The 19801-nt window shown below is 44.2% G+C and carries 14 protein-coding genes; 5 read left to right on the plus strand and 9 right to left on the minus strand.

Annotation, left to right across the window (positions count from 1 at the left end; all coding sequences use genetic code 11):
- Nucleotides 1-686: 686 nt before the first annotated feature.
- The 3 genes from H3V14_RS03180 (at nt 687) to H3V14_RS03190 (ending at nt 6141) form a co-directional block, all read left to right on the plus strand.
- Nucleotides 687-1460: a hypothetical protein gene (locus tag H3V14_RS03180; RefSeq protein WP_198226559.1), complete on the plus strand. Its 774-nt coding sequence runs from the start codon at nt 687-689 to the stop codon at nt 1458-1460.
- Nucleotides 1461-1890: 430 nt separating this feature from the next.
- The gene (locus H3V14_RS03185) at nt 1891-5394 is read left to right on the plus strand and encodes a DEAD/DEAH box helicase (protein WP_198226561.1); all 3504 of its coding nucleotides are present in this window, start codon (nt 1891-1893) and stop codon (nt 5392-5394) included.
- Between the two features lie 234 nt (nt 5395-5628).
- Complete coding sequence (locus tag H3V14_RS03190; RefSeq protein WP_198226563.1) at nt 5629-6141, plus strand: ClbS/DfsB family four-helix bundle protein; 513 nt, start codon at nt 5629-5631, stop codon at nt 6139-6141.
- A 150-nt stretch (nt 6142-6291) separates the two neighbouring features.
- Here H3V14_RS03190 and cydX read toward each other — a convergent pair whose 3' ends face one another.
- The 5 genes from cydX to cydD are packed head-to-tail and all read right to left on the minus strand — an operon-like array spanning nt 6292 to nt 12595.
- Nucleotides 6292-6417 carry a cytochrome bd-I oxidase subunit CydX gene (cydX, locus tag H3V14_RS03195; protein WP_075869158.1) on the minus strand — a complete coding sequence of 42 codons (126 nt, stop codon included), beginning with the start codon at nt 6415-6417 and terminating at the stop codon, nt 6292-6294.
- Nucleotides 6418-6441: 24 nt separating this feature from the next.
- Entirely contained in the window at nt 6442-7593 is a 1152-nt protein-coding gene (gene cydB, locus H3V14_RS03200; RefSeq protein WP_198226565.1) for a cytochrome d ubiquinol oxidase subunit II, read from the minus strand.
- A 12-nt stretch (nt 7594-7605) separates the two neighbouring features.
- A complete protein-coding gene (locus H3V14_RS03205) occupies nt 7606-9180 on the minus strand; it encodes a cytochrome ubiquinol oxidase subunit I (protein ID WP_075869156.1) in 1575 nt (524 codons plus the stop codon).
- An 11-nt stretch (nt 9181-9191) separates the two neighbouring features.
- A complete protein-coding gene (locus tag H3V14_RS03210; protein ID WP_198226567.1) occupies nt 9192-10901 on the minus strand; it encodes an amino acid ABC transporter ATP-binding/permease protein in 1710 nt (569 codons plus the stop codon).
- Entirely contained in the window at nt 10898-12595 is a 1698-nt protein-coding gene (gene cydD, locus H3V14_RS03215) for a thiol reductant ABC exporter subunit CydD (RefSeq protein ID WP_198226569.1), read from the minus strand. The genes H3V14_RS03210 and cydD overlap by 4 nt, the downstream gene beginning before the upstream one ends.
- A 246-nt stretch (nt 12596-12841) precedes the next feature.
- Between cydD and H3V14_RS03220 the strand changes: the two genes are divergently transcribed.
- On the plus strand, nt 12842-13711 hold the full coding sequence (locus H3V14_RS03220; protein WP_198226571.1) for a LysR family transcriptional regulator: 870 nt from the start codon (nt 12842-12844) through the stop codon (nt 13709-13711).
- Nucleotides 13712-15031: 1320 nt separating this feature from the next.
- Here H3V14_RS03220 and H3V14_RS03225 read toward each other — a convergent pair.
- Nucleotides 15032-16225, minus strand: a complete 1194-nt coding sequence (locus tag H3V14_RS03225; protein ID WP_198226573.1) for an MFS transporter — start codon at nt 16223-16225, stop codon at nt 15032-15034.
- 104 nt (nt 16226-16329) lie between these two features.
- On the opposite strand from H3V14_RS03225, the gene H3V14_RS03230 reads away from it, so the two are divergent.
- Nucleotides 16330-16734 carry a helix-turn-helix domain-containing protein gene (locus H3V14_RS03230; protein WP_077972651.1) on the plus strand — a complete coding sequence of 135 codons (405 nt, stop codon included), beginning with the start codon at nt 16330-16332 and terminating at the stop codon, nt 16732-16734.
- A gap of 334 nt (nt 16735-17068) precedes the next feature.
- Here H3V14_RS03230 and H3V14_RS03235 read toward each other — a convergent pair whose 3' ends face one another.
- The 3 genes from H3V14_RS03235 to H3V14_RS03245 are packed head-to-tail and all read right to left on the minus strand — an operon-like array spanning nt 17069 to nt 19800.
- Nucleotides 17069-17815: an ABC transporter permease gene (locus H3V14_RS03235; RefSeq protein WP_075869152.1), complete on the minus strand. Its 747-nt coding sequence runs from the start codon at nt 17813-17815 to the stop codon at nt 17069-17071.
- A 15-nt stretch (nt 17816-17830) separates the two neighbouring features.
- Nucleotides 17831-19018, minus strand: a complete 1188-nt coding sequence (locus H3V14_RS03240; RefSeq protein WP_198226575.1) for an ABC transporter substrate-binding protein — start codon at nt 19016-19018, stop codon at nt 17831-17833.
- A complete protein-coding gene (locus tag H3V14_RS03245) occupies nt 19015-19800 on the minus strand; it encodes an ABC transporter ATP-binding protein (RefSeq protein WP_198226577.1) in 786 nt (261 codons plus the stop codon). Before H3V14_RS03245 ends, H3V14_RS03240 begins: the two co-directional genes overlap by 4 nt.
- Nucleotide 19801 lies beyond the last annotated feature (1 nt).

Below are 19801 nucleotides of genomic sequence, written 5' to 3' on the forward strand. Positions count from 1 at the left end.
GTCACTTTCTATCGAAACGCACGTCAAAAACATTCTGCTAAAACTATTCATATCACTCTGTGGTAATTAAAATGGCGGCTTCAAAATGGCCGCGGATCGTTGGGGGCAAATGACACCAAGTCACCCCCGTTGGTGCTCGATAAATCGTGTTCTGGAAAAGCAGGTCATCGCTAACGGCGTTTAAACTGTTCATCTCTGGTTCAAATGAGAGCTCTCTAAAGTGAGTATGGCATTCGTCTTTTTGCCAGCAGTAAAAATTGATCTGTCCTTCAGCGATTGCGGACACGGGTTTTATCGCCACCAAATTAGAATAGATAACGGCTCATTGCCCGCCGGCTTTGAACAGCGCGTTCCGTAGTGTCTCAAAGACAGGAAGAATCGGTAGCGGTTGCAATAGCAGCTTCTTTCTCATTAATCATTGCCGGCATGGCTTAGTGATAGAACCGATATTTGCTCAAATGCAGATGGTTGGAATAGTTTTGTTGGCCAGCAATATACTAATACCCATGCTGGATGGTTGGCGAAAACTGACGCTCAGCTCATCAATGATCAAAGGATAAATGCTGATGTTCGATATTGGATGCCTCTTTGGTTCCGTCGTCATGAGAGCGATAATCTGAACCAAATCGGATTCAGGTAAAATACGCAATGAGACAAGTAATAGTCTCGCCATGAAAGGCTAAACATTGCAGATTGAAAAACGTTGGAATTGTATACATGGTGAGGGTTTACTTCTTAACGGTAGATATACGTCACCATGGAGGCATTTATATGTTTTTATTAGAAAAGATCCCAGAAATTGGTATGTTTTTATTAGAAAAAATTCAAGCGGAGATGCTGTAGTAACGCTAATTGCGGCAGGATTAAGCGCTTTTGCGAGCGTTGCTAATTGTGTTTTTAGCGGTCTTCTAAATCGAAAAAGCGAAAAAATAAAATACAGTTTAGAACTAACCCATATCGAAATAGATAATAATAATAACCGTATTAATGAGCGGTTTTCACAATTGAATACAGAATTGAAAAGGGTGGAAGTGGACCAAACCGCCCGATTCAATTTCTCAAATCTCATATTGCTAAGACATCAGCAGTTGCAAAAAGCGTTGGCTGAGTTCCAAGCATATTTATTTACATATCATGATATGGAGCTTCGAGCTGATAAAAAAGTCATGCTACGTGTCAATCATTTAAAAAGTATTATATCGCTTTATTTAACACCAAAAAGTGAATTTGCTGAAGAATTCAATATCGAAATGAGCCATATATTGGCGTTTTTTGAAACCGGCAGAACTTATTGGGCGAGGTTTGGCGGGTACACTAACTTCATAGTAGCATTTAATCTTAATTGTTGGACGCTGATAGATGAGGATTATAAGCGTATTATTGATCTTTTGGAAACTGGTGTAGAATTTCGTCCATCGGAACGAAAGCCGCAGCGCCCACCTTTGCGTATGGTTCGATGATGAACAGTTTCACGTAATACCAGACGCTATTCGTCACGGCATCGCTTTTGATATCAAAAGCCATAGCTGCTTTTTTAGAGGTGACCGATTGTTGGAAGTATGACGGTGTCAGCTTTTATTAGTGATTTCGACAATGCTTTTGCGTGGAATGAGAGGCAAATTGCTTGATTTTGGACGTGGCGTCGCGCCTTACTTTGTTATTTTTAAGTGGCAACAGCTACCGCCTAATTATTGAAAAAAGCGAAACTGTTTGAATGTTATCTATCTCGTTTTTAAAAAATAAGTGTAAATAATTTTAACAACGTAGAATGAAACTGAATTCCATTAATTTAAATAAATGTTTTTAAAATATCCATCTTTAAAGATAAAAAGAATTGTGTTTTGATACGACACCTGTTTTTAAAGAAAAGAAAATTCGATTATAGTTCATATGTTCACAAGACCATTTTTTAAAAAAGGAATAGCTGAGCTTGAAAAATTGTTCAAAGATAACTGTAACGATGCGGCATTTCTTGACCTTTTGCTAGCTGAACTTTCGCACAGAAAAACCCAGCGGTCGCAAGTATTGAAGAGAAAGGCTCAACAAGCGCGTTTGACAACGAATAAAGGATCTTATGTTCAGTTGAATGAGCCGAAAATAGTGCAAGAAAAAAATTCGGCGCCTTTATCTGAACCAAACAAACCTCCGGTAACTTCACAATCTTTAAAACCAGCATTTATCGTAAAACCGAAAATTTTAAGTCATCCTACTGTTGAAAATGATCCAAACAATGTACTTTTGTCTTGGACAGCAATGGAAGTTCTTTCTCCTCCTTCTTTTCGCCAGCCCAAAGATCTTGCGGGAGGAGATCAAAAAGCAATAGCACAACTAAATAAAGAATGGTTGCCTTGGGAGCGTGGTGGAGAAAAGAGCCGTCCCAACTATAGGCTTTATTATCAGATTGTCCTTGGTAGCATTGATATGCTTAAGGCAACTTCGGCTTTGTTGGAAGTTTATGGGGGCAATAGAGCCGAGATGCCGCGAGCCTATGGAGAAGCAATTCTTGCGACAATTATGCTTGATCGAGCCGGGCGTCCGGTTGAAATGGATCCTGTCGCAATTTCGAGTTTTGGATGGGGGCTTTCTGTTGCTTTAAATGGTAAATTAGAAGGACTCGGGCAATGGTCGGAAGTTGAACAACCACTTATGGAGGGATTAAAAGACAAAATAGTCAAGTTTGACGAAGAAGATGGAGAAGTGCTTCCACTTGACCATGATGGGATTATCGACGCATATAACTGGCTGCTAGGACAAATAAAATTATCCGACCATTTTACCAAAGCACCATCTTTTGCAGTCAGAGTCTACCAATATTATAAAATACCGGACCCTCCGGAACCATTGATATTAAATTCCTTTTTTCTAGAAGATCTGGACTGGGCAAGAAAGATGATTTCCGCCCGACAGACTACGCCTAATCTTGAACGTTATTTGGGTATTGTGAAGCCCGAAAACCGGAAAGATATGTTGAACGATAAAACTTCAATTGCGGACGCCCTGGAGCCACAAAATTTTCCGTCAGGCTCATGGCCGGGAAAAGGGCTCTTTCCACTTGCCCTTCTTCAACAATGTGCTGTTAACCTCGCACTAAAAGACTTGGAAACCGACGGCATCATGGCGGTCAATGGTCCTCCAGGAACGGGTAAAACAACTCTGCTTCGTGACGTTATTGCAGCACTTGTGACAAATCGTGCGGTTGCGCTCTGCAAATTTGATGACCCGGAGGAAGCTTTTATAGATTCAGGAGATCGTATAAAGAAGAATCAGGCATCCGTAAAAATTTATAAATTAGCTCCTGAAATAAAGGGGTACGAGATGATCGTTGCCTCTTCCAACAACAAAGCCGTTGAGAATGTCAGTGCCGAGCTACCCGCTCAACAAGCCATTGCTGAAGAAAGTACATTACGATACTTTAAAACGGTGTCTGATAAATTGTTGGAACGAGACAGTTGGGGCGCCATTGCTGCAGTTCTCGGCAATAGTAAAAATCGTAGTGAATTTCGCCAAAAGTTTTGGTGGAACGAAGACCACGGGTTACAAAAATACTTTCAGGAGGTTTCCGGCAATCCCCAATTCATTCGGGAAAAGACTGAGGCTGGAGAGATTGAAAGAAAACCACGTGTCATAGTTGATGAAGATGCTCCTGAAGATCATGAAGAAGCATTACAACGATGGGATGATGTTCGATCAAAATTTCTGGAATGTCTTGAAGTTGAACAATCTGCTTTGGGCGATTTGGAAAAGATACATCATTTGTTGCAATTGTTGGAAGAGAAGCAAGCTGAAGCAAAACAGATTTCCCAGATTATTTCTAAGGAGAAATTGCCTCTAAGCGGCCTTCTTCAAGAAGTGGAAAAACTACAACAGAAGCTGGAAGAGCAGAAGTACAGAACCAATAAAGCTCAACAGGAATATGATATAATTTGGGCAAAACGACCGGGCTTTTTCCCCCGTTTATTCGGCACGCAAAGTTATAGGATATGGAAAGAATCATTTAATCCTAGAAAGAAAGAACTCGTTTCCCAAAAAAAGCTATTCACCGATTTATCGAATGAGCTGGAAACAAAACAGCTCAAAGTATCTAAAATACAAGACGTAATAGCGGAAAAACAGATATTACTTGATAAAATCAATGACGTAATAAAAAATAATAAAAATAGCTTGAAGGAATTGAAAGACCAATATCCCGGAACTGTTATTTCAAAAGATTTTTTCAAAAAATCACATAATGAACGTCAAAAAAGCGCGCCTTGGTTGGATAATGTAACAGCGGGTTTACGAAACGAAGTTTTTGAAGCCGCTATGGAGCTTCATAAAGCGTTCGTTGATTGTGCCGCTAAACCAATTCGTCATAATATGAATGTGTTGATGGATTGTTTTGGTATGCGATCATTGGGAAGTGATGAAAAAGACGCCCTCATTCCTGATCTTTGGTCTACATTGTTTCTATTGGTACCTGTGATATCCACGACATTTGCATCGGTTTCCCGTATGTTCAAGAAAATCGGGCCCGAAGCCTTTGGATGGTTATTGATTGATGAAGCTGGGCAGGCCTTACCCCAAGCTGCTGTAGGGGCTTTAATAAGAACAAAAAGGGCAATTGTTGTTGGCGATCCAATGCAGATCGAGCCAGTTGTTGTTTTGCCAAAACAATTGACGGAAACAATATGTCGCCAATTCGGCGTTGATCCTGTAATTTATAATGCTCCGGAAGCTTCAGTACAAACACTTGCCGATAGTGCAACGAAATATTATGCAACTTTTGAAACGACTGATGGTGAACGTCAGGTTGGAGTGCCACTTCTGGTACATAGACGATGCACTGATCCTATGTTTCGCATTTCGAATAGTATTGCATATGACAATATGATGGTACAGGCCAAGATTGATAAGTCATCGGATATTCGAGATATTCTTGGTCCATCTTGCTGGTTTCACATTGAAGGTCAAGGTGAGGACAAATGGTGTCAAAAGGAAGGACAAAAAATACTGTCCTTATTGCAGGAGTTAAAGGAACATAACGTTAAGCCTGACCTCTATATTGTTACTCCTTTCGTTGTTGTGCAAGACAATATGCGTAAAATGCTTATTGAAAGTAATTTGTTTGCAGATTGGGCCATGGATTCAGATCCGCGCCGATGGGTCTATGAACATGTCGGAACAGTTCATACGGTCCAAGGGCGAGAAGCTGAGGCTGTGTTTTTCATTCTTGGGGCACCCAACGCCGAGCAGACAGGTGCACGAAACTGGGCAGGTGGCAGACCTAATTTGCTCAATGTCGCAGCAACAAGAGCCAAAGAAGCATTATATGTTATAGGTAACAGGAAACTTTGGAAAAAAGCTGGTGTGTTTCAAACACTGGATAAATATATGAATGCTTGGACAGAATTTTAAAAAATATTTTTAAAAAAATATACGAATTATATAATATTATAACTTATCAATATATATTGTAATATTATTAAATATATATTTGCAAAATAAATATTTATATTTAAATAACAATTTTAGTATTTATTTTGATTTTATATATAAAATAACTTTTGGATTACTTATAAAAATATATCTAAGGTGCATTGTCATCCAAAAAAATGGGTTCAATGTCTGAAAGGAATAAACGAGGGAAAAATGTCGATACCGCAAAATAAAGATGAATTGCTGAATGCAATCGAAACGACTTTTTCCAAGCTTGCTGAAGATTTGCGTAAAGTACCAGCAGATGTTTCCGGTTTACCGCTCATGGAGGGGCATTCAAAAGGCGAGCTTATGACTGTTTCAAACCTTGTTGCCTATCTTTTGGGGTGGAATAGGCTTGTCCTGAAATGGCTGGAAAGGGATGAAAAGGGCGAACCCGTCGATTTTCCTGAAACCGGCTTCAAGTGGAATGAACTTGGTGAACTTGCCCAAAAATTTTATTCCGATTATAAGAATGTTCCTTTTGTTGATCTTGTTGATCGGCTTCGCGCGGCAAAAGACCGAATTATTGTCGAAATTTCCAAACGGAATAACCAGAAGCTTTACGAAAAAGAGTGGTGCGGAAAATGGACAATGGGGCGGATGATCCAATTGAATACCTCTTCACCCTATTCCAATGCGAGGAACCGCCTGCGGAAATGGCTGAAAAATCTCGACGCTGAATAAAGATGATTTCAGAGTGCATAAATTGATAGGCGAATAGACTGGTTGGCGCACTTTTTAAAACGGCGATCAGGGAAGAAAACAATGTGAGAAAAATAAAAATGCCGCGGAGAGCATGAGCTTTCCGCGGCAATAATTTTAGAGTTTAACAGGCTATTCGGATTTATTTTCGCCTTTATTTTGTTTGGCATTGTCTTCCGTCAATTCATACCACATCGCATTCAATATTGCGAAAGCGGCGGCAAGCGGAAGGCCGAGAGCCCAAGAAAAATACCACATGGAATTTCCTTTCAAGAGTAGCAATCAATAGGATTGCTTGTTTCCTTCGATTGTTTTGACGCTGACCTTTCCCCAAAGGATTTTGTAAACCCAGCTTGTGTAGGCCAAGACTGTCGGAACAAAAATGATCGCGACAATCAGCATGACAAAGAGGGTGAAATGGCTTGAGGAAGAATCCCATACCGTAAGACTCATCAACGGATCAATCGTTGAAGGCAGGATGAACGGGAACATTGCAACGCCGACGCTTGCAATAATGCAGGCAATGCCAAGTCCGTTTGCGATAATGGCAAGGACCGGTTTTCTCATGGACAAGCATGCTACTGCCAATAGTGGTGCAACAAGTCCGATAATCGGAACAATCCACAAGATCGGTGTTTGATGGTAATTGTCAAGCCAACCCGAAGCATTGGTTGCAATCTGTTTCATCAACGGGTTTGAAGGGCCGTTGGCAACCACACCACCGGTAATATGATAGCCGGTTGTTGCAACGTTCAACAAAAGCCCGCACAAACCGTAAAGAATGGTTGTGAGAACACCCGTAATCATGCCGACTTTGCGTACACGGCTGAAAATAGGATCGTCGGTTTTAACAGCAAGCCAGCTTGCCCCGTGGGTAAGCAGCATGACAATCGACAGAACCCCGCAAAGGATTGCAAACGGGTTCAACAGTCCGAAAAACGAACCATGATAGAAAATCTGCATATCGGGTTTAATCTCGAAGGGAACACCTTCAAGCACATTGCCCATTGCAACACCGAAAATCAGACTTGGCAAAAAGCCACCGATAAAAAGCAGCCAGTCCCAGGTTGACCGCCAGGTTTTGCTTTCGCGTTTGCTGCGGTATTTGAAGCCGACCGGGCGCAGAATAATGCCAACGAGCACAAGGAACATGGCAATATAAAAGCCGGAAAATGAAACAGCATAAAGTTGTGGCCAAGCGGCGAAAATGCCGCCGCCTGCCAAAATCAACCAAACCTGATTGCCTTCCCAAACCGGTCCGACGGTGTTGATGACAATGCGTCGCTCAAGATCAGTCTTACCGACAAAGGGGAGCAACATACCGGTTCCCAGATCGAAACCGTCCATGACTGCAAAGCCGACAAGCACAATGCCAAGCAGCAGCCACCATATGATACGTAACACGTCATATGAAATCAAATCGTGCAAAATCATGATTTTTATCCTTTAAGATAATGCTGTGGCAGAGGCGTTGTTTTGAACCTCGCTGTGGTCATTCAAAACGTCCGGACCTTTTCTGATATATTTCAGCATCAAGCGGACTTCGACGACAAGAAGCGCGGTATAGAGGGCAACAAAGCCGCAAATTGTCAGGAATACTGTCGTGACGCCGAGGTTTGAAACCGCAACGGCGGTCGGAAGAATTCCTTCGATGATCCAGGGTTGACGTCCGATTTCGGCAACAACCCATCCACATTCGACAGAAATCCATGGAAGTGCGATGGCGCAAACAGCAAGTTTAAGCAACCAGCGCCTGTTTTCCAAACGATGACGTGCCGACAGATAGAAGAATGTCGCCATAATCAGGATAAGGGCAAAGCCACAGGCAACCATGATACGGAAAGCCCAGAAGATAACCGGAACTTCCGGAACAAGATCCCAAGCCGCTTTGCTGATCTGTTCTTCCGTTGCTGTACGCGGGTCGTCGACATAGCGTTTCAACAGAAGTGCATAACCGAGCGAACGACCGTTATTTTCAAACTGGTCGATTGTTTCTTGCGGAACAGCTGCGCCTTTTGCCTGTTGGATTTTTTCCAGTGCATCATAAGCAAGGATACCTTGTCTGATTTCTTTTTCAGATTGTGCAACGAGATCCTTGATGCCGGGGATCTGTTCGTCAAACGAACGTGTACCGATAATGCCCATTACCCACGGAATGTGGATTGCAAAATGGGTTTCGCGGTTTTTAACATCGGGAAGACCGAACAGTGTGAAAGAAGCCGGAGCTTTTTCAGTATCCCACATGGCTTCGATAGCAGCGAGTTTCATTTTCTGGTGTTCGCCGGAAAGGTAGCCGCTTTCATCTCCGAGAACTACGACGGAAAGTGAAGCAGCAAGACCGAATGATGCAGCAACTGTCATCGAACGTTTGGCAATCTCTTTATAGCGACCTCTCAGGAGGTACCAGGCGGAAACGCCAAGGACGAAAGCGGCAGCTGTTGTATAACCGGCTGAAACCGTGTGAACGAATTTCGCTTGCGCAACAGGATTTAAAATAACCGAAGCGAAGTCGCCCAATTCCATACGCATGGTTTGCGGGTTGAAAGTCGAGGCGACCGGATTTTGCATCCAGCCATTGGCGACGAGAATCCACAAAGCCGAGAAGTTCGAGCCGAAGGCCACGCACCATGTAGCAATCAGGTGTTTAACCTTTGACATGCGGTCCCATCCGAAGAAGAACAGGCCAACAAAAGTTGCTTCCAGGAAGAAAGCCATCAAAGCTTCGATAGCCAAAGGTGCGCCAAAAATATCGCCGACATAATGGCTATAATAGCTCCAGTTCATGCCGAACTGGAATTCCATAACCACGCCGGTTGCCACACCTAACGCAAAATTTATACCAAATAGTAGTCCCCAGAACTTGGTCATGTCCCGCCAGATCGTTCGACCTGTCATGACATAAACGCTTTCCATAATGGCAAGCAGGATTGATAATCCTAGCGTTAATGGGACAAACAGAAAATGGTAAAGCGCTGTCGCGGCGAATTGGAACCGTGATAGGCTGACAATGTCAATATCCATAATTCAAGTCCTTACATTGAGTGTTTGTCATAGTTGTCCTCGCGTAAACTTTCTAAAACGCGTTGATAGTTTTCGCTCGATCGCTCATAGTCGCCAGTGATGCGGGTGTGATCGAGTGTGATGATGCGGTCGCAACAGGTTGCTTCCCGTTTCAGGTGGGTGACAAGGAGCCAGCTTTTTTCACGCCCGTAGTGCTTCATGCGCTCGAGAATATCGCGGGCCGTCCCGCCATCTATATTCTCTGTCGGCTCATCAAGTAGCCACAGGTCGCGTTTCTGCAGGAAAAGGCGTGCCAATGCAAAGCGTCGAGCCTGACCGGTAGAAAGCCCGGTCTGGTTTTCCCCAATGCTGCTGTAGAGGCCGTCTTTGAGATTAACGAGATAGTCGTGTAGTCCCGCACGCTCCATGGCCTCGACCATGTCGTCGTTAGAGGCGGTCACATTGGCAAGTTTCAGGTTCTCATGCAGAGTGTCATGAAATATATAGGTATTTTGTTCCAATAATGCTGCTTTTATTGCTGCAATTTTTCCCTCGACAATCATATCTTTTGTCATGAAAAGCGAAATGAGCGAACTTTTGCCTGCTCCGTTGGGGCCGACAAAGGCTATCTTTTCTCCCGAGCTGACGGTGAAATGAATATCGTTCAAAACTGCCGGCAATTGCGGCTCGTAGCTTGCCCGTTTGATGTCGGCTATAGCCACATAGCTGCATGGCGGCAACTCTTCACTGGTTTTTTCTAAATTGGCATTTTCACTTTCGGCAAATGGCGAAAGTCTGCGTAACGCCAATATATAGCGGCCGATCTCGCCACAGCCCTGATAAAGCGGTTTGACAAGGTCATAAAGTGTCAATGCGGCCAATATAGAAAGTACAGCCAGTGGTAAACTGATCGATCCGTATTGATAGAGTAGGATAGTTGAGAGAATAAGCCCGACAAAAATAAGCTTGTCGACAAAACCGCTGATTGCTTCAATGGCGAGTTGCCGTTTTTTCAGGGAAACATCGCTTGTGGCAAGGCTGTCTTCCGTGTTCATGACATGGTTGGTGAAAGCCTGCTGGCAACCATTCATAACAAGGTCGGTCTGGCCGGAAAGGAGCGCGATCACACGTGTGCGCAGGCTTTCGCGCCGGATTGCGAGAGAGGCTGAACGTTTTTCGTTAAGTTTTATCGAAAGGCAGGAAAAAACAATGACGGTGGCAAAAACAATCAGTCCAAAGCCAAGCCCCAAGCCCAAATGAACGGAAGAAAGCACGGCTACAATTGTTAAAATTGCAACGAGTGCAACAATAGAAGGGACGATAAGTTTCAAATAAATGAGCTCGTAACTATCAATATCGCCGGTTAGACGATGCAACAGACGTGCCGGACGCATGGCGAGATCACGCAAGGATTTTCTTTGTGCAATTGTCTTGAAGAGTTGTAGCCGCAAGCCTCTACTCTGCATGAATGTTGCGTCATGATTGACGAGCCGCTCAGCGTAGCGCGCACCGGTTCTCAAAAGCGCAAAAAACCGTATGGCAGCCGAGGGCATAAAAACATCGAAAACACGTGTTGCCGCAATCGTTAAACCGGCTATTCCGGTTGCCGTGATAAACCAGCCGGATAGGCAAAGAAGGCCGATTGTCGAAAGTGCTGTGAGAATGGCAAAGACAAGTCCCCAAAGCATTTTTTTGCGGATAATTCTGTCGCGCGGTGCAATGAGAGCAAGGATTTTTTTCATCTCTCGCTCTCCCGACAATTAACGTCCGGTGAAAGTTCAATCACCCTGTCCATGCGCTTGAAAAGTTCCGGATCATGTGTTGCAACAAGGAGGCTCTTTTCTCCGGAAATTTTTATGAGTGCATCTATAACAATCTTTGCACTTTCAGGATCAAGGTGGGCGGTCGGCTCGTCGATAAGAAAGACATTCCGGTCTTTTTCCAGCGCCAGCCGCACCAAGGAAAGGCGGGCGGCTTCGCCACCGGAAACACCGGTTCCGCCTTCACCAAGGCGCTGGTATTTGCGCTCATTGGCGAAATCTTTCAAATTGGCAAGATCAAGATAATCGTCAATATGATCGAATTTTCTGTTGAATGTTATATTGGAGAGGATTGATTGGTCGAACCAATAAGGCTTTGCACCCATCCAGCCGATTTTGGATCGAATTTCATCAATATTGTTCCCGTTCACAGTCAAGCCGTTGACTTTGATTGACCCCTTGTCAGCCTGAATAAGACCGGCAATGAGCGAGATGAGAACCGACTTTCCGGCACCGCTTTTTCCTGTCAGTGCAACTTTTTCTTGTCTGCCGATTTTTAGCGAAAAGTTTTTGAAAACCGGTTTTTCGGGAATGAAACCGAATGAGAGATTGTCAATTTCGATTGCAGCGCCAATCTTCAGGGAAGCCGTTTCTTCCGGCTTCGTTTCATATGATTGTTGAACAATTGGCGATTGCTGAACATCAGAAGGTTGATGAACAATCGTCTCGCCTTTGCCGACAAGTTTTGTGAAATTTTCCATAGCAGCTTTACCTGCAACACGGTCGTGCCAAACGCTTGCAAGTTCACGCAATGGTTCAAAAAAACTCGGTGCAAGCAAAAGAATGAAGAGCCCTTCTGCAAGGCTGAGCTTGTTTCCCCAAAAGCCGATGGTAATGACACCTAAAAGATGAAAACCGATATAGACGGCCATCAAAGCGACACCCAGAGCCGAGAAAAGTTCCAGTACCGCTGACGATAAAAAAGCAATGCTTAATACTTTCATCGTGCGTGTGATGAGGTCGTCGGATTGGCGAGCAAGGCGTTTGGCACTCCAGAAGGTGGCATCAAGAATGCGCAATGTTTTTATGCCGCGCAAACGATCCAGCAGATAGCCGTTCATCTCGCCCATTTCCTGCCATTGCTCTTTTGCAGCTTTTTGAGCTTTGGCGCCGATAATGGCCCAAAATAGCGGAATGATCGGTGCTGTTATAAAAAGCAGCAAACAGGCAAGCCATGAAAACGGTAATATAAGGCAAAGGATGACAACCGGAATGACAGCCGCGCGAAGCATCAAAGGGCGGTATTTCGCGTTCCATGAGACGAGTGTTTCTCCCTGATCGACAAGGATATTGGCTGCCTCGCCGCCTGGCATACGTTTTTTACTTAAAGGAGAAAGAAAATTGAGGTGGGTTAGGCCACGTTTGCGCCACCCATTCAAATTTTTACGGGAATTTTTAAAGAGGTCAAGTTGGCTATAATAATCAAGACAGGCTTTGATTGCAGCGAGGAAAACGATAGCAAGACATGCAATGATAATGGTCGACAACGCTTCACCCGCTTTTGCGACAATCAGGCTCAACAGTGCAGCTTCAGCTATCCAGAAGAGCGGCAAAAGACTGAATATGATTTGTGACAGGGTAAGCCTTGGCAGGAGACCGGCTCTTTCATGTTTCATATCAATTTGACCCGCTTTCACAGTCAAAACATATAAGATCGTTGCGGCAGTAATGCCGCAAATGCTTACGTCCTCACGTCTTTAAATTTCAGGATTAGGCGTTATCGTATGAACGATTATTATATAGGTATGAGCTCATGAACTTTTTATACATGGGTGAAATCTGTTTTAAAAATTCTATTTGCAAATGTGATTTATTTATTTAAGCTATAAATAATCAGAGGGAACACTTAAGGCGCATCACTTATGAACCTGGCACAATTGAACTATGTCCTGGCTGTTGCACAGACAGGCAGTTTTACTATAGCAGCAAAGAACTGCCATGTAACCCAGCCGACCTTGTCAAACAGCATCGCCCAGCTTGAAGACGAGTTTCAGGTGCGCATTTTCTCACGCACGACGCGGCGCGTTGGCCTTACGCCTTTCGGGCAGCACATTATGCCCTATATCGAGAAGCTGGTCGAAGCCAATTATGATCTCGTCGACGAAAGCAAAAAATTCAATAATCAGGAAACAAATGTTGTCAGGATCGGCAAATCGCCTTTGGTGAGTTGCCAATATCTGGCAGCCGTCATGAATGATTTTCGCACGGAAAATCCGGACTCGGAAATTGTGTTATGCGAACGCAATAGCGGCGATCTTATCGACTTGCTGGAACGAGGTGAAGTCGATTATGTCTTTGATGTTGAAGCAGAAAAAAAGCCTACAAGGGCAAGCGAATTTCTTTATGAAGAGCCGCTCTATTTTATACCGAGCACGGCACAACCGATCAGAAACGTCAATGTGGTGCATTTTTCCGATATTGCCGACGAAGTCTTTGTCATGGTCGATGACGAATCCGGATTGAACAAGTTTATCAGGGAAATGTTCGGGCAGCACAATCACGTTCTGAAAGAATATACCGGAAAAACAGTTTCCTTCCGTGAACTTGAAAACTGGGCGCATTGCGGGCTTGGAGCGGCACTCTTGCCAAAATCGGCAATCACTGTGACATCAGGCCAGCGTTATATCTTGTGCGATCAGGAAGAGCGCCCGATACAAATCCGTTACGAAGCGACGTGGAAGAAAAATATTCCGGTTACAAACGGAAAATTGAAAAATTTCCTAAAACAGTAATTAAAACGGGTATTTTGCACCAATAGCGAAACTTTTAGCTTTATCTTAGAGGAATATTTTTCCAAAAAATTAGTTTGAAGTGAATCGTATCCTTTTTTGCGGCTTTATAGAGAAATAATTATCCGATTAAAGAATACAACGGGAAGTGTGTTCAAGGCTATCTATGTTTGGGAAAAGCCTGTGAAAGTACTGGAGTATTTTTGAAGTTGGAAAAATATCACGAATAGAGAAATTTATCGGCATGAATTTATCGGGTTGAAAATTCCGTGTGTCTGAAACATTGATCGGCTGAAACACCGGCCAGCAAAAATACTGACTTGTTCAAACTCTCGCTAATCCAATATTCCTGTGAGCCCGCAACGCGTGGGGACCTTGAATTGCATTGATCTTGACAATTTTTGCTAAAGGGAAAAAGGGGGGGTGACTTTCTGTGGAAGTGCAGGCCTGTGATTATCCAATTGATTGCGGATTTTAGAGGTTTTTTTGCCACTTCAAGGGGCAAATGGTCCTGAGGCGGGCGATTTTTCATAGCTATTACTTCCAAAGTAGATCAAGAATTCGGACAGTCAATTTGGAAATTCGGATTTCCGACATCTGCGCTTTCAGAAATAACAGCGCGTTTCTTTTATAGGGAGAGGGAGTATTAGAGGAGGGTGCCAAATGCCCGACGAATGGATTTGCAAGGCACCTTGAACCTTGGCGCAGTTTTGACGTCTAGAAAATTTTATTCACCTGTATTGGTGTCGTCAAAGTTTCAAACTCTTGTAACTTATTGGAAAATTTCCGAAACGGGAATTTTTATTAAAAAATCTGTTTAGTCGGCGGTTGTTAATGACCGAACATAGCCAAGGGTTCTGAATTCCATTTTGTTAAATCAAACGATTGTTAAAATAAATGGTCGGGAAACTTCCGTTGCAAAAATATATCGTGGTGCCGAGATGTCGGCCTCGTGGGAGCTATGAAACTTTTACCGCTACAAAGTCTTAATCATTGAAGATCAGGAAAACAGTACGGACACCCACTTTATTAAAGTGTTCGTGCGTCTTGGGCTTTTGAACGTTCCGGATTCGCAAATGGCATAAATTGACGGATAGCCCGAATTTACAGATGGTGCGGATTTGTTGATAAGACGGATTTCCTGGCTAGATTGAATTTCAGGTAAGAAGGGCTTTTGGGTGGGCTTGTCTTTTTCCTCGTCTTATTACGACATTGCCTTGTTGCTTTCGCCTTGAGGCGCAGTTTCGGCAGTTACCGATAAATGTCAACGCTCTAAAAAGGCGAAAAAGAGCGGGGACTTGTATATCCCCGCCAGGCAATGGTTTAGTTTGTATTTGACGGGCAACATTCACCTAATTTCTGCTTTGCTTGATGTTTTGCAAAAAGGCTTGAGAGAACAGCAAGGAAAAGTGCTGCAAAAGAAAGGCAAGCACCTGCCCAGTTCGGCGAGGCATAGCCGAAACCATAAGCGATCACCAGACCGCCGAGCCATGAACCCAGTGCGTTACCAAGATTGAAAAAGCCGATATTGACCGCCGAAGCAAGATTGGCGCCACCTGCGGCTTTTGCTCTGTCCATAACAAGGCGCTGGATTGGCGAGACGCTGGCAAAACCGAAGGCAGCCATGAAAAATATAGAAAATACATCGGCAATTTTGTTGGCTATTGTAAGATAGAAAAACAGCATCACTACGGCTTGAGCGAAGAGCGTAATATAAAGAACCGGCATGAGTGCACGGTCGGCAAATTTGCCACCTAAATAATTTCCGACAAACAATCCGGCGCCGAAAATGAACAGAAGAAATGTAACGCCCTGATCGGAAAAATGACCAAGCTCTTTGGCCATTGGCGCAATATAAGTAATCGAGGTGAAAAATGCTGCAGGGCCTAAAATAGTAATGCCCATGGCAAGAAGAACATGAATATCGCCAAAAACAAAAAGTTCGTTTTTCAATGATTGTTCATGATGTTTCGGCTGTTTCGGAACCAGTCTCGACGTTGCAACAAAAGCAAGCACACCGATAAGTGTAATGAGATAAAAAGTGGTGCGCCATGACGTTACATGGCTGAACCAGGTACCGGCAGGAACGCCGATAAAATTGGCTGCCGTCATGCCGCTGAACATGAAGGCGATTGCGCTGGTTCGCTTATCTTGCGGTACGAGTTCGGCGGCAAGGACAGAAGCAATACCGATGAAAACTCCGTGGCAAAGCGAATTGATAACCCGCCCGAAAATGGCGGTGGTAAAATTGGGTGAAAGAGCAGTCAGAAAATTTCCGACGATGAAAAATGTCAATGCAAGAAGTAGCAACTTTTTCTTTTCGACATTGCTTCCCAATATGATGATAATCGGAGTTCCGAAAAACACTCCCAATGCATAAGAGGTTGCCATGAAACCGGCAGCCGAGACCGAAATGTGAAAATCTGCCTGAATGGCCGGCAACAGGCCGGAAATAATATATTCTGTTGTGCCGATACCGAAAGCGGCAATTGCAAAAGCCCATAAAGCAGCTGGCATAATGATATTCCCTGATTTGTTAGATACAGAAAACAGCTAGGCTACTAGTAAAAAATATGCTAGAAGGTACTTAATAGGGACATAGATACCAAAAAGTGACTATTATGCCGAAAAACACCAATGAAAACCTCGTCTTTGTCGAAACCTGCCCGGCACGAAGAATTATGGAATTATTTTCGGTCAAATGGAAAAGTATGCTTTTGCACGCATTGTTTCACTGGCCAAATGGCAAATGTCGCACTGGTGAATTGCAACGCGCTTTACCGGGAATTTCCAAAAAAATGATGATCCAGACATTGCGTGATCTTGAGGAAGGCGGTCTGGTTCACCGCCATGTCTATACGGTTGTTCCCCCAAAGGTTGAATATTCGCTCACCCCGCTTGGAAAAAGATTTTGCGAGCCGGTTGAAATGCTGTTTGATTGGGGAAAAAGCAACTGCGACGCCTTGGAAAAATTTGAAAAAAATCAGCACAAGAACGCAAAACAGGATGAGAAACCCGCTCATTAACGAGTTGGTAAAATGATGGTAGAAGCCCCACGTAGCGTTAGTAAAACAAAGGACTATTTTTCCTTGTTTTTGCTCACGGGGTAAATCGGGGCGAGTAAGCGGAAAACTTGAAAAATTTGACCATATGTTCTTGTTTTCCCCGTTTACGACCGTCAGGATTTTCAAGGCACAAAATCGTTAGCGATGCTTATGGTTAAAATTACTGCGGCTATTGACCCCACATCCGCTTTATCAAGGTTATTTAAAACACTCGGATAAAGGATGGGGAACTTTCGCCCCATCCTTTCAAAAACCGGCGCGGGTCATTTTTATCAGCCAAAGTCGCAATGCAAGATCAGCCAAGGCGGCGGGCGGCCGCGCGAACTAAGCTATCAAGCAAATAGCCGATCAATCCGATAAGCAATATGGTTGACATCAGCTCAGGATAAGCAAGCCGGTCACGTGTATCAAGAATGAAATAGCCAAGGCCTGCCGAGACGCCCAACATTTCACAAGGGACAATGATAATCCACGCAATGCCGATCGCCAGCCGGATTCCCGTCATCATATGGCTCAAAATTCCCGGAAAAACCACATAGAGCAATGTTTCACTTTGTGTTGCAGCAAGGCTTTTTGCAACCAGCAGAAAATGCCGGTCAAGTTGTTTGACACCTGCTGCTGTGTTGAACATAATCGGCCAGACTGTTGCAAAGGTGAGAAGAAAGTAAATCGGCTTGTCGCCGATGCCGAAAACCATGACGGCAATCGGCATCCACGACAATGGCGAGATCATGCGCAGAAACTGGAATGCGGGACCGGTTGCTCTTTCCACCCACGGCTTGGCGCCGATCAAAAGTCCGACAGGCACACCGATGATGAGCGCAAAAAGCAAACCGACAACAATGCGTTTAAGGCTGATGAGAGCGTGAAGAGTCAAGTCGGAGCTGGTCAACAAGTGCCAGAAAGTCGGCAATGTTTCCTCAACCGAAAAGCGGCTTGCAAAGCTGTTTTTGGCACTCAAAACATCTGTTCCAAGCCACCAGAGGAAAAGAAGCACGACAAGTCCTGACAAACCGGACAAATGGCGAAGACAGCTTTTCATCACGCTTTCTCCCCGTTAAACTTCAATCTCTTCATTGCGCACGAAACTGTCTTTCATGCCGAAAGCGGGAAGTCCGCCAACTTCGCTTAATGCGCGTTTGACAAATTGGTCATCGACAAGGTCTTTGGCCGCAAAAGCCGGATCAAGTGTTTGAAGAAACGCGTTATCACCTTCGATCAAAGTGTCTTTCAGCCGTCTTACCAGTTCTTCTGTGTAGCTCGGATAGGGATAGGGTTGAAAATCTATGCGCTTCTCAAGCCAGTCCGGGTGGATAATTGCACCCGATTTTTCATAAAACCGGTTATCATCCTCGCTTGAAACAAGAACACGTTTGAGAACATCGGAACCGAAAGGCATATATTTGTTCGGATTTTCTTTGGAAAGGAGAAGCGCTGTTTCTTCGCGGTTCTTTGCTGTCCACAATTGTGCTTTGACCATGGCTGATACCACTTTTTGCGACCATTCTGGGCGCTCTTTCAGGTCTTTTTCCTGCATACAGACAAGACAGCAGGCATGGTCACGCCAGACATCGGCTGTAAATCTTGCAAGCTTTGAAACTTTGGCAGCTTCACCTGCCGCATTGAAGGGTTCTGCAACGATGAAGCCCGAAACCTGACCATTGGCAACCGCCGGTATCATATCCGATGGAGCCATGATCACCATATTAACTTCATTTTTTTCAATTGTGCCGCTTTTTCTGGAAACGGGGGTCAAGCCGTTTTTGCGCAAGATCATTTGCAAAACGACAGTGTGGATTGAATACCAGAATGGAATAGCAACGTTTTTGCCGCCAAGATCGGAAATGGAATTGATGTCATTGGCAACAGAAAAACCGGAGCCGCTCATATGGTTCCATGCAACGACTTTAAGCGGCGCTTTGCTTGAATAGCGTGCCCAGATGGCGATTGGCGAAAGAACATGCATCACATTGATCTGGCCGGCAAAAAAAGCTTCTACAATTTGTGACCAGCTCCGGAAGAGAACCGGTTTTTCGGCTTTCAAACCTTCATTTTCAAAAAAACCTTTACCATGAGCTACAAGCAAAGCTGTTGCGTCGGTGATAGGCAAATAGCCGACTTTTACCGGCTCATCCTTTTCCTGTGATTTCGCTCTTCCGATATTTAAAAACGGCAAAGCGCCACTTGCCGTTAATAAAGCTGATAGCCGCAAAATGTCGCGGCGGGAAAAATACTCATCTTTCATATTTCATCTCTTTTTTTAAGTCCTGCATCTCTCAAAGCTGCAAGTATTTCGATACGGATTTTGCCAAGTTCTTCGACAAAGTTATTTCGTGGCTTGGGGAAATTAATTGTCCACGTGCCGATAATGTTTGCCGGTTTTCCGCCAAGCAGAATAATGCGTTCGCTAACAAGCAATGCCTCGTCAATATCGTGAGTGACAAGAAGTGTTGAAGCGGAGAATTCTTTAACGAGTTTAATCAGCAGATTTTGCATATCCTGCCGTGTCAATTCATCAAGTGCGCCGAACGGTTCGTCGAGAAATAGCACTTCTGGATTTCTTGCAAAACAACGCGCCAATCCTGCCCGCTGTGCCATCCCGCCGGAAAGCTCGGAGGGGCGTAGTTTCCGCGCATAATCAAGCCCCACTTCATGGATCGCTTTATTCACCCGATTTTGCCGTTCGCTTTTTTCAAGCTTCTCGCGGTTTTTGAAATCAAGGCCAAAGGCCACATTTTTTTCCAATGTCAGCCATGGCAATAACCCAGGATTTTGAAAGGCCACAGCAATATTCGGATCAACACGGGTAAGCCCTTTGCCGTGAACAAAAATATGTCCACCATTCGGCTTTTGCAGGCCGGAAAGTACACGTAAAAGGCTCGATTTTCCAACGCCACTTGGCCCCAGAATGGAAACAGTTTCATTCTTTCCGATTGCAAGGTTGAAATTTTCAAGAATAGCGGGTGCATCGTCGCGATACCGCAAAACGATGTTTTTTGCTTCAAGAAGGGGGGCTTTTTCTGTCATG

The sequence above is a fragment of the Bartonella sp. W8151 genome, from assembly GCF_016100385.1.
Lineage (GTDB): Bacteria > Pseudomonadota > Alphaproteobacteria > Rhizobiales > Rhizobiaceae > Bartonella > Bartonella apis.

Coding starts and splice junctions, on each gene's coding strand:
- cydD (WP_198226569.1), bottom strand. CDS start 12,595: ATGAAACATGAAAGAGCCGGTCTCCTGCCAAGGCTTACCCTGTCACAA.
- cydX (WP_075869158.1), bottom strand. CDS start 6,417: ATGTGGTATTTTTCTTGGGCTCTCGGCCTTCCGCTTGCCGCCGCTTTC.
- H3V14_RS03230 (WP_077972651.1), top strand. CDS start 16,330: ATGCCGAAAAACACCAATGAAAACCTCGTCTTTGTCGAAACCTGCCCG.
- H3V14_RS03205 (WP_075869156.1), bottom strand. CDS start 9,180: ATGGATATTGACATTGTCAGCCTATCACGGTTCCAATTCGCCGCGACA.
- H3V14_RS03220 (WP_198226571.1), top strand. CDS start 12,842: ATGAACCTGGCACAATTGAACTATGTCCTGGCTGTTGCACAGACAGGC.
- cydB (WP_198226565.1), bottom strand. CDS start 7,593: ATGATTTTGCACGATTTGATTTCATATGACGTGTTACGTATCATATGG.
- H3V14_RS03225 (WP_198226573.1), bottom strand. CDS start 16,225: ATGCCAGCTGCTTTATGGGCTTTTGCAATTGCCGCTTTCGGTATCGGC.
- H3V14_RS03185 (WP_198226561.1), top strand. CDS start 1,891: ATGTTCACAAGACCATTTTTTAAAAAAGGAATAGCTGAGCTTGAAAAA.
- H3V14_RS03235 (WP_075869152.1), bottom strand. CDS start 17,815: ATGAAAAGCTGTCTTCGCCATTTGTCCGGTTTGTCAGGACTTGTCGTG.
- H3V14_RS03240 (WP_198226575.1), bottom strand. CDS start 19,018: ATGAAAGATGAGTATTTTTCCCGCCGCGACATTTTGCGGCTATCAGCT.
- H3V14_RS03210 (WP_198226567.1), bottom strand. CDS start 10,901: ATGAAAAAAATCCTTGCTCTCATTGCACCGCGCGACAGAATTATCCGC.
- H3V14_RS03190 (WP_198226563.1), top strand. CDS start 5,629: ATGTCGATACCGCAAAATAAAGATGAATTGCTGAATGCAATCGAAACG.
- H3V14_RS03245 (WP_198226577.1), bottom strand. CDS start 19,800: ATGACAGAAAAAGCCCCCCTTCTTGAAGCAAAAAACATCGTTTTGCGG.